General features: G+C 70.1%; 14 protein-coding genes. 9 read left to right on the forward strand and 5 right to left on the reverse strand.

The annotated features are described in order from the left end of the window. Positions 1-34: 34 nt before the first annotated feature. Positions 35-1,276 (reverse strand): extracellular solute-binding protein, encoded by a 1,242-nt coding sequence (locus ACFXKA_RS16580; RefSeq protein WP_379427861.1) that lies wholly within the window; start codon positions 1,274-1,276, stop codon positions 35-37. 158 nt (positions 1,277-1,434) lie between these two features. On the opposite strand from ACFXKA_RS16580, the gene ACFXKA_RS16585 reads away from it, so the two are divergent. The 6 genes from ACFXKA_RS16585 to ACFXKA_RS16610 all read left to right on the forward strand — a co-directional run bounded on the left by ACFXKA_RS16585 (position 1,435) and on the right by ACFXKA_RS16610 (position 7,999). Then, on the forward strand, positions 1,435-2,388 hold the full coding sequence (locus ACFXKA_RS16585; protein ID WP_379427862.1) for an SIS domain-containing protein: 954 nt from the start codon (positions 1,435-1,437) through the stop codon (positions 2,386-2,388). Between the two features lie 13 nt (positions 2,389-2,401). Next, positions 2,402-3,340 carry an ROK family protein gene (locus tag ACFXKA_RS16590; protein WP_379427863.1) on the forward strand — a complete coding sequence of 313 codons (939 nt, stop codon included), beginning with the start codon at positions 2,402-2,404 and terminating at the stop codon, positions 3,338-3,340. Beyond that, a complete protein-coding gene (locus ACFXKA_RS16595) occupies positions 3,337-4,494 on the forward strand; it encodes an N-acetylglucosamine-6-phosphate deacetylase (protein WP_379427864.1) in 1,158 nt (385 codons plus the stop codon). Before ACFXKA_RS16590 ends, ACFXKA_RS16595 begins: the two co-directional genes overlap by 4 nt. Further along, positions 4,491-5,429, forward strand: a complete 939-nt coding sequence (locus ACFXKA_RS16600; RefSeq protein ID WP_379427865.1) for a hexose kinase — start codon at positions 4,491-4,493, stop codon at positions 5,427-5,429. Before ACFXKA_RS16595 ends, ACFXKA_RS16600 begins: the two co-directional genes overlap by 4 nt. Then, positions 5,426-6,283 (forward strand): class II fructose-bisphosphate aldolase, encoded by an 858-nt coding sequence (locus ACFXKA_RS16605; RefSeq protein ID WP_379427866.1) that lies wholly within the window; start codon positions 5,426-5,428, stop codon positions 6,281-6,283. Before ACFXKA_RS16600 ends, ACFXKA_RS16605 begins: the two co-directional genes overlap by 4 nt. Positions 6,284-6,346: 63 nt before the next feature. Further along, positions 6,347-7,999 carry a sulfatase-like hydrolase/transferase gene (locus ACFXKA_RS16610; RefSeq protein ID WP_379427867.1) on the forward strand — a complete coding sequence of 551 codons (1,653 nt, stop codon included), beginning with the start codon at positions 6,347-6,349 and terminating at the stop codon, positions 7,997-7,999. Here ACFXKA_RS16610 and ACFXKA_RS16615 read toward each other — a convergent pair. From ACFXKA_RS16615 to ACFXKA_RS16630, 4 genes are all read right to left on the reverse strand, one after another. Continuing rightward, on the reverse strand, positions 7,986-8,834 hold the full coding sequence (locus tag ACFXKA_RS16615; RefSeq protein WP_354841619.1) for an NAD(P)H-binding protein: 849 nt from the start codon (positions 8,832-8,834) through the stop codon (positions 7,986-7,988). The genes ACFXKA_RS16610 and ACFXKA_RS16615 overlap by 14 nt on opposite strands. A gap of 11 nt (positions 8,835-8,845) precedes the next feature. Beyond that, the gene (locus tag ACFXKA_RS16620; RefSeq protein WP_379427868.1) at positions 8,846-9,850 is read right to left on the reverse strand and encodes a saccharopine dehydrogenase NADP-binding domain-containing protein; all 1,005 of its coding nucleotides are present in this window, start codon (positions 9,848-9,850) and stop codon (positions 8,846-8,848) included. A 163-nt stretch (positions 9,851-10,013) separates the two neighbouring features. After that, positions 10,014-10,745 carry a DJ-1/PfpI family protein gene (locus tag ACFXKA_RS16625; RefSeq protein WP_379427869.1) on the reverse strand — a complete coding sequence of 244 codons (732 nt, stop codon included), beginning with the start codon at positions 10,743-10,745 and terminating at the stop codon, positions 10,014-10,016. 15 nt (positions 10,746-10,760) lie between these two features. Beyond that, positions 10,761-11,717: a GlxA family transcriptional regulator gene (locus ACFXKA_RS16630; protein ID WP_379427870.1), complete on the reverse strand. Its 957-nt coding sequence runs from the start codon at positions 11,715-11,717 to the stop codon at positions 10,761-10,763. Between the two features lie 139 nt (positions 11,718-11,856). On the opposite strand from ACFXKA_RS16630, the gene ACFXKA_RS16635 reads away from it, so the two are divergent. Genes ACFXKA_RS16635 through rplL form a run of 3 tightly spaced genes read left to right on the forward strand, consistent with a single transcriptional unit; the run spans position 11,857 to position 13,117 of the window. After that, positions 11,857-12,240, forward strand: coding sequence for an acyl-CoA thioesterase (locus tag ACFXKA_RS16635; RefSeq protein ID WP_379427871.1), 384 nt, complete (start codon positions 11,857-11,859; stop codon positions 12,238-12,240). Next, a complete protein-coding gene (locus ACFXKA_RS16640; RefSeq protein WP_379427872.1) occupies positions 12,240-12,692 on the forward strand; it encodes an acyl-CoA thioesterase in 453 nt (150 codons plus the stop codon). The genes ACFXKA_RS16635 and ACFXKA_RS16640 overlap by 1 nt, the downstream gene beginning before the upstream one ends. Positions 12,693-12,733: 41 nt before the next feature. Continuing rightward, on the forward strand, positions 12,734-13,117 hold the full coding sequence (gene rplL, locus ACFXKA_RS16645; protein ID WP_354841604.1) for a 50S ribosomal protein L7/L12: 384 nt from the start codon (positions 12,734-12,736) through the stop codon (positions 13,115-13,117).

The raw sequence follows: 13,117 nt of genomic DNA on the forward strand, positions 1-13,117 counted from the left end.
AGCGTGGCCGTGGATCGATGGGAGGCGACGCCCCTCAACTCGCCGCCTGCTGAATCTTCTGCAGCACCGAGGCCGGGTCGCTGCCCTGCGCGATCGTGCCCATCTGCTGCCGGATGGCGCCCTGTGCGGCACCCCATTTCGGGTTGTTGCTCGGATAGAACTTGGCGACCGGGAGGGTGGCGGCGAACGCCTTGGTGACGGGATCGTCGGTGAGCGCGGCCGCACCGCTGGTGGTGATGGGGATGAAGTGCTCGCCGCTGACGAACTTGGCGTAGACGGCCGCGGAGTAGAAGTAGCTGAGGAACTTCTTGATGGCCGCGGCCTTGGTGCCGTCCTTCTTGAAGGCCATCAGGTGGTCGGCCACACCGAGGGTGGACGGGTCGCCGGTCTTGGTCGGCGAGGGCGCGGTGGCGTACTTCAGGCTCGGATTCTTGGCGGCGATCTGGCTGATGGTCGGCGGCAGCCCCTCGATCATGCCGATCTTGCCCTGGATGAACGCGTTGATGACGTCGAGCCGGTTGGTGGCGCCCGGATTCGGTTCGGTCGCACCGGCGTCCGCGATGGCCTTCATGGCCCGCACGCCCTCGAGGTTCTGCGGGGTGTCGACGGTGACCTTGTCACCGTCGGACCAGGTGCCGCCCGCGCCGAAGGTCCAGATGGAGGTCTCGCCCTGGGCTTCCTCGCTGCCCAGCGGCAGCCCGTACCCGGAGACGCCGCCGAGCGCCTGGATCTTCTTGGCGTCGTCGGTGAGCTCCGTCCACGTCCGGGGCGGTACGCCGATGCCCGCCTTGGCGAACAGCTCGGTGTTGTAGAACAGCGTGCGGGTGGAGGCGAAAAGCGGTAGCGCCCATTGGGTTCCGTCGATGGACGCGTTCTTCGCGAAGCCGGGCTGGATGTCGGCGATCACCGCCGGGTCGGCGATATCGGTGGCCGGGTACAGCTGGCCGTCGGTGGCATAGGTCGAGTAGGCGTCGATGTTCAGGATGTCGGGCGTGGTGCCCTTGGACTGCAGTTTGGTGCGGACCACGTCATTGATCGAATCCCAGGACTCCATCGAGAGTTTGACCTTGACGTCCGGATTGGCCTGCTGGAAATCCGCGATGATGGCGTCCCACTCGGCCTTGGTCCCGTCGCTGTAGGTCGGCGCGAGGAAGGTGAGCGTATTGGGGTCCGAGTCGTCGGATTTGCTCCCGCCGAAACCGCAGGAGGACACCGTCAGCACCAGGCCGGTCAGCAGCGCCACCGAGGAAAGTGCGCCGCGCAGTGGACGTTTCACGACAAGGGCTCCTCAATCTGCACACCCTGCGACTCGAATCGCGGATGATGAATGAAGCGAACGATTCGGTATGTCCGAATCTAACGCGAAGTCTGCTCGAATGTGATCGTTTGACCGGGAAAATTGACAGGAACAATCACTAGGTTGATCCTGGGTACGTGCTGCCCGAGGCAAATCGAATCTCCATCCCCGCAAGCCATCTGGCCGCCGGATCCCATCTCGCCCGCGAAGTGGCCACCCAGCCCGACGACTGGGCCCGCGCCGCGGCCACCGCCGTCGCGCACCGCCACCTGCTGCCCGTTTCGGGCGAACGGGTGGCCGTACTCGGCTGCGGCACCTCGCTGTTCATGGCCCGCGCCTTCGCGGCACTGCGCGAATCCGCCGGGCAGGGGCTCACCGACGCTTGGCCGGCGGGCGATCCGCGGCTGCGCGATCTCGCGGGGATCGGCCGCGGCTACGACCGCTATCTGGTGATCTGCCGCTCCGGCACCACCACGGAGGTGCTGGACGCCATCTCCGTACTGCCCGAGGAGATTCCGCGCACGGTCATCAGCTCCAGCCCCGCCACGCCGGTGCTGGAGCTGGCCGACCCCATCCTCATCGACGAGGTGGACGAGCGGTCGGTGGTCCAAACCCGGTTCGCCACAACGACGCTGGCGCTGCTGCGCTGGCACCTCGGTGAGGATCTGCGCCCAGTGATCGAGCAGGCCCGGGCCGTGCTGGCCGACCACGACCCCGATGCGCTGAACGTTATCCGCCATGCCGAGCAGATCACTTTCGTGGGAATGGATTTCGCCGCCGCGCTCGCCGACGAGGCCGCGCTCAAGCTGCGCGAATCCTGCCGCTCCTGGACCGAGTCCTATCTGTCCACCGAATACCGGCACGGCCCCATCAGCATCGCCGGACCCGGCCGCGCGGTGTGGGCGCTGGGCCCGCAGCCGCCCGGGCTCACGGACGACGTCCGCGCCACCGGAGCGCATGTCGAGCAGCACGACATCGACCCCATGGCCGAGCTGGTGCGAGTGCACCGGCTGTGCCTGCTGCGGGCCGCCGACCTGGGTTTGGACGCCGATCACCCGCGCAACCTGACGCGATCGGTCATCCTGAGCTGATGGGTGTGCCGTGATGGCTGACGCAGCAACGGATCTGGTGCTCGCCGTGGACGTCGGGGGCGGCACCACCAAGGCCGAGATCACCGATGCGGGCGGCGCCGTCCGATGCGCGGCAACCGTCGGGACACCGCACGGCGAGGCCGCCTTCGACGGCATCGAACGGCTCGGCCGCGAGCTGCTGGCGGCCCTGCCGCCGGGCGACCGGCAGCAGGTAGCGCGGGCGGCGGTGGTCCTGCCCGGGCTGGTCGACTCCGATCGCGGCATCGCGGTGTTCAGTAGCAATCTCGGCTGGCGGAATGTGAAGGTGGGCCATCGTTTCGCCGACAGCTGGGGCCTGCCGGTGCTCATCGACCACGACGTGACCGTGGCGGGCTGGGCCGAATGGCGCTTCGGCGCGGGCCGCGGCCTCGACGATGTCTGCGTGCTGATCCTCGGCACCGGCATCAGCGGCACGCTGTCGGTGGGCGGCCGCCTGGTGCGCGCTTCCGCCGGGCAGCTCGGCCTCGCACAGACCGGGGAATACGGCCACATCCCCGTGCGCTACCGCGACGGGCTGCCCTGCCCGTGCGGCAATACCGGCTGCGTCGAGACCGTCGCGTCGGGACCGGCCATCGCCCGCGCCTACGCCGCGAGCACGGGCCGCGAAATTAACGGCGCGGAAACCGTTTTCGCCGCTGTCGATACCGATCCGGCAGCCCGGGCGGTAATCGACGATGCCATCGACGCGCTGGCCGCGGGCCTGCTGGGTGTCGTGCACGCGAGCTGCCCCGAGCTGATCGTGCTCGGTGGCGGCCTGGCCCGCGCGGGCGCGGTCCTCACCGACGGCCTGCACGCCCGGCTCACCGCCCTGCTGCGGGTGGCGCCCGTCCCCCGGGTCACACTGGGCGAGTTCGGTATTCGGGCCGGCCTGATCGGCGCTGCCCACCTGGCGCGGACGGGCGAACTGCGATGAGCGCCCGGCGCGGACTCGAATTGCGCGGCCGGGTGGTGACCCGGGCGGGGGTGCTGGAGGACGGTGTCGTCTCGATCCGGGGCGAGCGGGTGGCCACGGTGCGACCGGCCACCGAATGGGCCACGACCCACCGCGAACTACCGCCCGAATACGCGGGCACGATCGTCCCCGGCCTGGTGGACATCCACACCCACGGCGGTTTCGGCCATCGTTTCGACACCGAGGACCCGGCGGAGGCGCGCGCGGCCGCGGCCTTCCATCACCGGCACGGCTCAACCAGCGTGCTCGCGAGCCTGGTGACCGCGGCGCCCGACACCATGGTGGCCCAGGCCGCCGTGCTGCGGACGCTGGCCGCCGACGGAGCCATCGCCGGCATCCACGTCGAGGGTCCGTTCCTGTCCCGGACCCGCTGCGGGGCACACGATCTCGGCTGTCTCATCGATCCGGATCCCGCGCTGATCGACCGTCTGCTGCGGGCCGCCGAGGGCAGCCTGCGGGTCATGACCCTGGCCCCGGAACGTGCCGGATTCGATACCGCCGCCAAACAATTGGCCGACGGCGGCGTGGTGGTCGCCGTCGGCCACAGCGATTCGACCTTCGCCCGCTTCCGGGCGGCGTTGAGCCCGGAGGGGTCCGCCACCCTGGTCACCCATCTCGCCAATGGCATGCCGCCGCTGCATCATCGGGCGGCCGGGCCGGTGGCGGCGGGCCTGGTCGCGGCGGCCCGACGGCAGGCCTTCGTGGAAATCATCGGGGACGGCGTGCATGTCGATTCCGGTTTCGGCGCACTGGTTTTCGCTGCCGCCCCGGACCGCGTGGTGCTGGTCACCGACGCCATGCAGGCCGCGGGCATGCCGGACGGACAGTACCGGCTGGGACCGCGGCCCGTCACCGTGACCGACGGTGTGGCCCGGGTCCCGGGCGGCTCGCTGGCGGGCGGCACCGCGACGCTGCTGCACTGCCTGCGCTGGGCGGTGCGCGAATGCGGCGTCCCGCTGTACGACGCCGTCGCGGCCGTCACCTCCACCCCCGCCGACGCCACCGGGCTGGATCAGGTCGGCGACCTGCGGCCGGGCCTGTACGCCGACGCCGTGGTGCTCGACGACGACCTGAACCTGCGGCGGGTGCTGCGGCGGGGACGGTGGCTGGCGTGATCCTCACCGTCACCATGAATCCCGCCTACGACCTGACCTACCGGCTCGAACACCTGGAACGCGGGCGCGCCCAGCGGGTGCTGTCGGTCGAGCAGCGCCTGGGCGGCAAGGGCATCAATGTCACCCGCATCCTGTGCCAGCTCGGCAGCTGCGTGCGGGCAACGGGATTCGCCGACCACACCTTCGCCGCGGCGGCCGCGGCCGAATTCCCCGCCGACTTCGTGCCCGCCCTGCCGTGGGTCCGGCGCACCCTGGTGGTCAGCGAATCCCGCGACGGCACCGCCACCGGCCTGTGGGAGCCGGGCGCGTACGTGCACGAGCCGCACGCCGTGGACCGGCTGCTGGATCGCGTCGCGTTCCTGCTGCCCGAGCTGCGCGGGCTGGTGATCTCCGGATCGCTGCCCGGCGGGGTCGACGACGCGGTGCCCGCCGAGCTGGTGCGCACGGCCGTCGCGGCGGGCGTGCCGGCCGTGTGCGATGTCGACGGTCCGGCACTGAAGCTCGCGGCCACCGTCCCCGGCGTCGTGCTCACCCCCAATCAGGATGAGCTGGAACGTCTCACCGGCGTGGTCGCCGAGACCCCGCGGGCCGTGGCGGCCGCCGCCGGTCCACTGCTGGCGGCCGGTGTCCGCGCCGTGGTCGCCACCCGCGGCCCGGCCGGCGTGGTCGCGGTGACGGCGTCCGGGGCCTGGTCCGCGACGCTGCCGGAACCGTTGGCGGGCAATCCGACCGGCGCGGGCGATGCCGCCGCGGCCGCGGTGATCCGCGCGCTGGCGGCCCCGGGCGAGCCGGACTGGCCCGCCCTGCTCACCGATGCCGTCGCGACCTCCGCTGCGGCCGTGGTGATCCCGGTGGCGGGCGAGATCGACCTGACGCTCCGCGACCGCCTCGCCCCCGCCGTCCAGGTCACCGCTATCCCGGAGTCCCACCCGTGACGCTGGTCCCGCTCCCCGAACTGCTCGCCGCCGCCCGTCCCGGCGGGCTGGGCGCGTTCAATGTCATCACCCTGGAGCACGCGCAGGCCATCGCCGCCGCGGCCGAGTCAGCGAATCGTCCTGCAGTGCTTCAGATTTCGGAGAACACGGTCCACTACCACCGGGGGCTGAAGCCGCTCGCGCACGCCTGCCTGCACCTGGCCGCCGACAGCACCGCCGCCCTCGCGGTCCACCTGGACCACGCCACCTCCCGCGAATTGATCACGCAGGCGGTGGAACTCGGCATCACCTCGATCATGTACGACGGCTCCGCCCTCGACTACACCGCCAATGTGGAGGCCACCGCCGCCATCACCCGCTGGTGCCACGACCGGGGCGTGCACGTGGAGGCCGAGCTGGGCGCGATAGGCGGCAAGGACGGTGCCCACACCCCCGGTGTGCGCACCGATCCCGACGAGGCCGTCGCCTTCGTCTCGTCGACCGGGGTGGACGCCCTGGCGGTGGCGGTCGGCTCCGCCCACGCCATGCGCACCCGCGATGCCGTGCTGGACACCGAGCTGATCGCCGCCCTGGCCGCGAAACTCCCGGTCCCCCTGGTACTGCACGGATCGTCGGGCGTCTCCGACGCCGGCCTGGGCGCGGCCGTCCGGCACGGCATGGCGAAGATCAATATCGCGACCCGCCTGAATATCGCACTGGCCGAATCGGTCCGGTCGACCCTCGCGACACACCCGGACCTCTCCGACCCACGGCGATATCTGGGCCCCGGCCGGACCGCGATTCAGCACGAGGTCGAGCAGTACCTGCGCGTCCTGTCCCCCGGACGGGGGATGGCGGGTCCCGCGCAGGCGTGACGATCGGCTCGCGGAACTGTCCTACGCTGCCCGGGAATCGCCACTTCGGCAGTAGGAGGCCCCTTGTTCGGCAGACGCGGATTCCTGACGGGAGCAGCGGCATCGGTGACCGCGGCGGTGGCCGCCACGGCGACCGGTCCGGCAGCCCGGGCCCGGGCCGATGTGGACCCGGGCAAACCGAACATCCTCGTCGTCATCGTCGACGAGATGCGGGCACCCGCCTGGTTCCCCGATCAGCAGACCCTGGATCAGCTGCTGCCCAATCTGGCTCGCATCCGGCACGGCAGTGTCTCGTTCGAGCAGCACTACACCGCCGCCAACGACTGCACCGCCTCCCGCGGCGCGCTGGTGACCGGACTCTACAGCCACCAGACCGGCTGCATGGTGGTCTCGGAATCCACGCTGTCCCCGCGCTTCCCGACCTGGGGCTCCATGCTGCGCGAGCAGGGCTACGAGACGACCTGGTGGGGCAAGTGGCATCTGGGCCACTACCCGGACCGCACGCCGGGCGCGCTGGACGCCTACGGGTTCGGCGGCGGCACCTACCCGTCGCCGAACGGCGCGCCGGGACAGGGGTTGCAGTCCGATCCGAAAATCGTCGACGACTTCGTGGACTGGTTCGAGCACGATTCCGGCGGGTCGCCGTGGTGCACCACGGTGTCGCTGGTGAATCCGCACGACATCCAGTACTGGCCGCGCTGGACCCGCCGGGACCAGGCCAACCTCGACCTGCCGCGCTGGATGGACCAGCTGCCCGGGAATTTCGAATCGCTGGAACAGCTTTCGGCCAAACCGCGGCTGCAGATGGCACTCGTGCAGGCGTCGGTGGTGGCGTTCGGGCTCGCGCCCTACGGCACGCCCGAGGCCACCCAGGCCTGGATCGATATGCGCAACCTGTACCTATGGCTGCAGCAGCAGGTCGACGGGCAGATCGGCCGGGTGCTCGACACGCTGTACTCGCGACCGGACGTCGCCGCCGATACGGTCATCGTGTTCACCTCCGATCACGGCGATTACGCCGGATCGCACGGGTTGCACGGCAAGGGCGGCGGCGCCTACGACGAGGCGATCCGGGTGCCGCTGTACGTACACGACCCGCGCGGATACCTCAGCCCCACCGATTCCACCAGCGCCCGTATGCAACTCACCTCCAGCGTGGACCTCGCGCCCCTGCTGCTGACCATTGCCACCGGCGGCGCTGACTGGCGGGCCGGGGATCGCTACGAGCATCTGCGCGGCCGCCTGGACCTGGCCGCTCTGTGCCGCAATGCCTCCGCCGCCGGACGCCCGTGGATCGCGCACACCACCGACGAGTCCACCATCGAGGAGGCGGCGATCCTGTTCGACCACAACGCGCCCGGCCACGTGGCCATGGTGCGCACGGCCGACGCCAAGTTCGCCTCCTACTCGAAATGGCTGGACGGCCGCATCCAGATCGACACGTCGTCCGAGCAGGAGTTCGAGCTCTACGACTATTCCACCGAGAACGGCCGCCTGGAGCTCGACAATCAGGCGGCGAGCGGAAATCCGCTGCGGGACACCATGGCACAGCTGCTGGCGCAGGCCATCGACACCGAGATCCAGCAGCCGCTGCCCGGGTACCTGAAGGATGCCCAGGAGCAGGGCATCGACGACTATGTGCAGTCCAACCGCAGCATCGCCACGCGCGCCGAGCGCCTGGGCAACTTCCTGGAGGACTTCCTCACGCCGAAGTGACGAACTCGCGCAGGGTGATCGGCGGGTGGCCGGTGAACCGCTCGATGGATTCGGTCACGCGGAAGAGCTCGTGACCGGATCCGATGGCGGCGAACATGGTCCACAGGTGGGTCAGGTGCTCGACGGCCACCGCGTCGCGGTAGACGGTCATGGCCCACTCCGACCACTCCGCCGGATCGACGTTCCGGTAGGGGACGCCGAACAATTCGGCGGCCTCGCCGACGGTCATGATCTCGCCCGCCAGCCACAGCACCGGATCCACCGGGCCCTCGGTGCGCAGCACGCCCGCACCGACCCCGGCCACATCCGCGCCCGCGATGAGCGGCAGCACGGTGTCGGGCGAGCCGAGCGGCAGCGCCAACTCCCCCCGGTCGCCGATGGCCACCCGCAGGTTCTCGTAGAACACCGCCGCGCGCAGGTGCACCGCGCCGATGCCGGCGGTGTCGAGCACCTGTTCCGCCACCCAGTGCCGCCGCATGTGCGGGGTGCCCGCCTGCGGATCGGAGCCGAGCTGTGACGTCGCGACCACGCGCTGCAGCCCAGCCTGACGGCCGACGGCCGCGAGAACCGCGGTGGCGTCGAGCATTCCGGCGGTCACCGGATAGGTGAAATAAGCCCGTCGCACACCCTGCAGGGCGGGTGTCACGGCGGTGATCTCGCGCAGATCGCCGACGACGACCTCCGCGCCGAGATCTTTCAGCTCGGCCGCCCGGCCGTCATCGCTGTGCACGAAGGCACGCACCGGCAGGCCCGCGCGCATCAGGGTTTCGGCGACCAGTCTCCCGGTACCGCCCTGGCTTCCGCCGGCCGCGCCGGTGACGAGAATCGGTTCCATTGCTCTGCTCCTCACGCCGTCGCCGGCAACCGCAGTTCGAAGGCCCCGCGCGCGGCGAGGCCGGTCAGGAAGTCCACGGCGTCGAAAGCCTCGCCGGGACTGGCGACTCCGCTCTTGGCGCCGCCGTCGATGAGCCGCACCGCGGCTTCCACCGAAGCCAGCGCGGCCGCCGACCACAGGTCCCGGCCGGTCAGCGTCCCGGCCGCGGAGCCGCCGGGCGCGAGAACCTGTGCGGCGATCATGAATTCGCTCGCCGCGCGAGCGGCCGCGTCCACCTGCTCACTGGCGAAGGCCTGCTCCTCCTCGAAGGTGCGCGAGGTCAGCTGCGCCTCCACAGCTCTGGTGCGGGTGTGCCGGGGCACCGTGACCGCTTCCGGGAACGGCACCGGAGCGATCATGGGCCGCGGCCCGACCGGCGGCGGGAACGCGAAGATCGCCTGTCGCGGTTCCACGAATCCGTACCGCTGCTCGCCGTCCTCGTAGCCGATGCGATCGGTGTCGGCGAACAGCAGCCGCGCGGTCTCCACCGCGCCGTGGGTCATCATCCAGTTGGTGACGTTGTAGGCCACCGTGATCCGGTCGATGTCGGGGATCCCGCGTGCGACCGCACCGGCCAGTAGATCACCCAGTCCCCCATAGAAACTCACGCTCGGCAGCATGGTGATACCGGCGCGCTGCGCGGGTTCGGTGAAGCTGTCGAACAGCCGCTTGACGTGGTGTACCTCCACCGCGTGATCGACATAGTGGCAACCGCCCTCGACGGCGGCGGTGGCGACCGGCAGTCCGGTGGTGGCGAAGGGCCCCGCGCAGTGGATGATCACGTCGGCGGCCTCGGCCAGCGCCCGCAGTGCCGCCGGATCATCCAGCGCGGCGGGCATCACCCGCGAATAACCAAGGGCAGCCAGAGCATCCGGATCCCGCCCGGACACCACCACCTCCTTTCCCCGTGCGGTGAGATCAGCGGCGACCAGGCGACCGGTGTGACCGGTGGCCCCATAGATGGCGAATACGGTCATGAAAGATCAACTCTTTTGACTCGACGGATAATTCGAACGTCAGTTCACGTATATAGACCGCCGCGCCGACGAAAAGTCATCGCTCGTCGCCGGGGAATTTCGAGTCCGGTCGTCGCGCAGTGGGGGCCGAGCAGTTCGGTCACCCTTCCGGCGGTACGGGAAGTCAGCGCTTGGCGGCGGCGCGTTCCCGCATGCGGTTGAGGGTCAGTCGCCAGAAGGTGGTGGCCAGGTCGACCGGAAGGCGGGGTGTGGTGGCGCGTTTGGTCATCTCCAGACGCGCCTTGCGCATGATGTCGGCGGGCGCCTTGTCCGGGTGGCCGGTGTCGAACGGCGGGTGCGGGTCGTATTCGATGCAGAGCTGAGTCATCTGCGCGACCTGCTCCCCCGCGATCCGGCCGACCAGCCACAGCCCGAGGTCGATTCCGGCGGAAACCCCGGCGGCGGTGACGATCTTGCCGCTGTGCACGATCCGGTCGTGCGGGCGCGACTCGGCCCCGAACGCGGCCAGCGCGGGCTGGGCGGCCCAGTGCGTGGTGGCGGGATGACCACGCAGGATGTCCGCGGCGGCCAGGATCAGCGCACCGGAACAGACCGAGGTGGTCCACTGTGTGTTCGGGTGCACGGCCCGCAGCCACTCGATGAGCTCGCGATTGGCCATGGCCTCGGTGGTCGCGGCCTCGGATCCGCCGACCAGCACCAGATCCGGTGCGGGCGTCTCGGCGAAGGTGTGGGTCGCGCCCAGCGCCAGCACTCCGCTGTCGGAGACGATGGGTCCGACTTCGTTGGAGACGAACCGCAATTCGCTGTCCGGAATCATCCGCAACACCTCGTACGGCCCGATCGCGTCCAGCACGGTCATACCCGGGTAGAGCACGATGGCGATCTGGAATGTCATGGGACACTCCCCCTTTCAGAATGTGGTGAACCGGGCGCGGTACTCGCCCGGCGGTATGCCCAGCTGGCGGTGGAAGATTCGGTACAGGGTCTCGGGGCTCCCGAGCCCGACGGCGGCGGCGATCCGGTCCATGGGCTGGTCGGTGGTCTCCAGCAGGCGCCGGGCCGCGGCCACGCGGACCTGCTCGACATAGCGGGCGGGGGTGGTCCCGGTCTCGCCCGCGAAGACTCGGGAGAAATGCCGGATGCTCATGCCGACCCGCCCGGCCAGCGCGGGCAGCGAGAGATCCGCCTCCGGATTCTCCTCCATCCAGACCTGCAGCGCCCGCAGCGAATTCCGCTTGGGCGGGTTGGCCGCGAGCGGCGCGCTGAACTGGCTCTGCCCGCCCGGCCGGTGCAGGTACACCACCATCCAGCGCGCCACCTCGCGCGCCAGGTCCGGCCCGTGGTCGGCGGCCACGATGGCCAGCGCCAGGTCGATGCCCGCGGTCACCCCGGCCGAGGTCCACATCGGCCCATCGCGCACGTAGATGCGGTCGGGTTCGGTGGTGATGGCCGGGAACTGCTCGGCCAGCAGCTCGCCGCCCGCCCAGTGCGTGGTGGCGCGGCGACCGTCCAGCAGTCCGGCCCGGGCCAGCAGGAAGGTGCCCGAGCACACCGAGCCCACCCGATCCGAGCCGGCGGCCAGCCGCCGGATGCCGGTCACCAGCTCGGCGTCCCCGGCCGCGGCCCATACGGTGAGCCCGCCCACCACGAGCAGCGTGTCGAGCGGTCCGTCCCAGGTGCCGAGCCCGTGCGCCGCGGTCACCTCGATGCCGCACGAGGAACGCACCGGACCGGCCTGCGCGGCGGCCAGTTCGACCCGGTAGCCCGGATTCGCGCCGAGCGCGGCCGCCCCGGTGAACACGTCGGCGGGCCCGGCGAGATCGGTCAGCTGGAACCCGTCGAAGACCACGATCAGCACCACCCGCATGCCTTCAGCCTGCGGTCTCCGCCCCGATGGCGTCAATGACACGACTCTGGCAGATTCAGCCATCCGGCATTGGCCCGGAGGTTGCCGCCCCGAATTGGCATGAGCTGAATCACCCCGGCACGCTTGATATGAATGCGGGGTGGCCCGACACCTTTTCCTGTGCCCCCTGCGGTGGTCCGACATGGACGCCGACGGGCATGTGCACAATGCGGCGCACCTGCGCTACCTGGAGGAATCCCGGATCGACCTGTTCTGGACGCGGGGTTTCGGCGGCGCCAATGTGGTCGCGCAGATGGACATCGACTACCTGACGCCGCTGCGCTACCGCCAGGAACCGGTGCGGGTGGAGACCTGGGTGACCAAGATCGGCACCTCGTCGTTCGCGCTGCAGCAGGAGATCCGGGACGAGGACGTGGTGTACTCCACGGCCGTGTGCACCATGGTCGCCTTCGATCCGGCCACCCAGAGGTCGAGCCCACTGCCCGAGGATCAGCGCCACCTGCTGAAGGATCTGGAAGCCTGATGCACACCTACGACATCCAGCTGCGCCGCACCGACATCGACGCGCAGCAGCACCTCAACAATGTGGTGTTCGCCCAGTACCTGGACGAGGCCCGCTCGGATCTGCTGGGCCGCTACGAGTCTCTCGCGGGTAGCCACGAATCCCTACCGGGTAGCCACGAATCCCTGCCGGCTGGCCACGAATCCGGCGGCGCCCCGTGGCGGGTGGTGGTCGCGGGCCAGCGCCTGTCCTATCGCATGCCGCTGCTCTTCCGGGCCGCGCCGGTCACCGTGACCTCGGTCGTGGAACGCATCGGCACCACCTCGTTCACCCTGGCCCACGAGGTCCGCGACGCCGAATACCTGTATCTCTCCGCCACTTCCACGCTGGTCGCCATCGACGGCGGCGCGCCACGCCCGCTGACACGCGGGGAACGCGAATATCTGATGACCTTGGCGGCCCCGCCCGCTTAGACTTGTTCGTATCGCCTGGTCAGCGTTGCAAGGGGTACATCATGGCCAAGATGACCATTGTCGAGTTGCTCGACGTTTTCAAAGGTATGACGCTGCTGGAGCTTTCGGAGTTCCTGAAGGCGTTCGAGGAAGAGTTCGGTGTCACCGCCGCGCCGCCCGTGGCCGTCCAGGCCGTGGCGGACGCGCCGCCGGCCGAGGCCGCGGACGAGCAGAGCGAGTTCGATCTCATCCTGGAATCCTTCGGGGACAAGAAGATTCAGGTCATCAAGGCCATGCGGGAGATCATTCCCGGCCTCGGCCTCAAGGAGGCCAAGGACCTGGTCGAGGCGGCCCCCAAGGCGGTCCTGGAGAAGGTCGACAAGGATGCCGCCGAGGCGGCCCGGATCAGGCTCGAGGCCGCCGGGGCCCGCGCCGCCCTCCGCTGA

It is taken from the genome of Nocardia sp. NPDC059228 (genome assembly GCF_042754245.1).
Classification (GTDB): domain Bacteria; phylum Actinomycetota; class Actinomycetes; order Mycobacteriales; family Mycobacteriaceae; genus Nocardia.

Bases quoted from the DNA above. Each gene is read 5' to 3' on its own strand.
- ACFXKA_RS16590 (WP_379427863.1), top strand. From the start codon at position 2,402: ATGGCTGACGCAGCAACGGATCTGGTGCTCGCCGTGGACGTCGGGGGC.
- ACFXKA_RS16595 (WP_379427864.1), top strand. From the start codon at position 3,337: ATGAGCGCCCGGCGCGGACTCGAATTGCGCGGCCGGGTGGTGACCCGG.
- ACFXKA_RS16615 (WP_354841619.1), bottom strand. From the start codon at position 8,834: ATGGAACCGATTCTCGTCACCGGCGCGGCCGGCGGAAGCCAGGGCGGT.
- ACFXKA_RS16620 (WP_379427868.1), bottom strand. From the start codon at position 9,850: ATGACCGTATTCGCCATCTATGGGGCCACCGGTCACACCGGTCGCCTG.
- ACFXKA_RS16625 (WP_379427869.1), bottom strand. From the start codon at position 10,745: ATGACATTCCAGATCGCCATCGTGCTCTACCCGGGTATGACCGTGCTG.
- ACFXKA_RS16630 (WP_379427870.1), bottom strand. From the start codon at position 11,717: ATGCGGGTGGTGCTGATCGTGGTCTTCGACGGGTTCCAGCTGACCGAT.
- ACFXKA_RS16640 (WP_379427872.1), top strand. From the start codon at position 12,240: ATGCACACCTACGACATCCAGCTGCGCCGCACCGACATCGACGCGCAG.
- rplL (WP_354841604.1), top strand. From the start codon at position 12,734: ATGGCCAAGATGACCATTGTCGAGTTGCTCGACGTTTTCAAAGGTATG.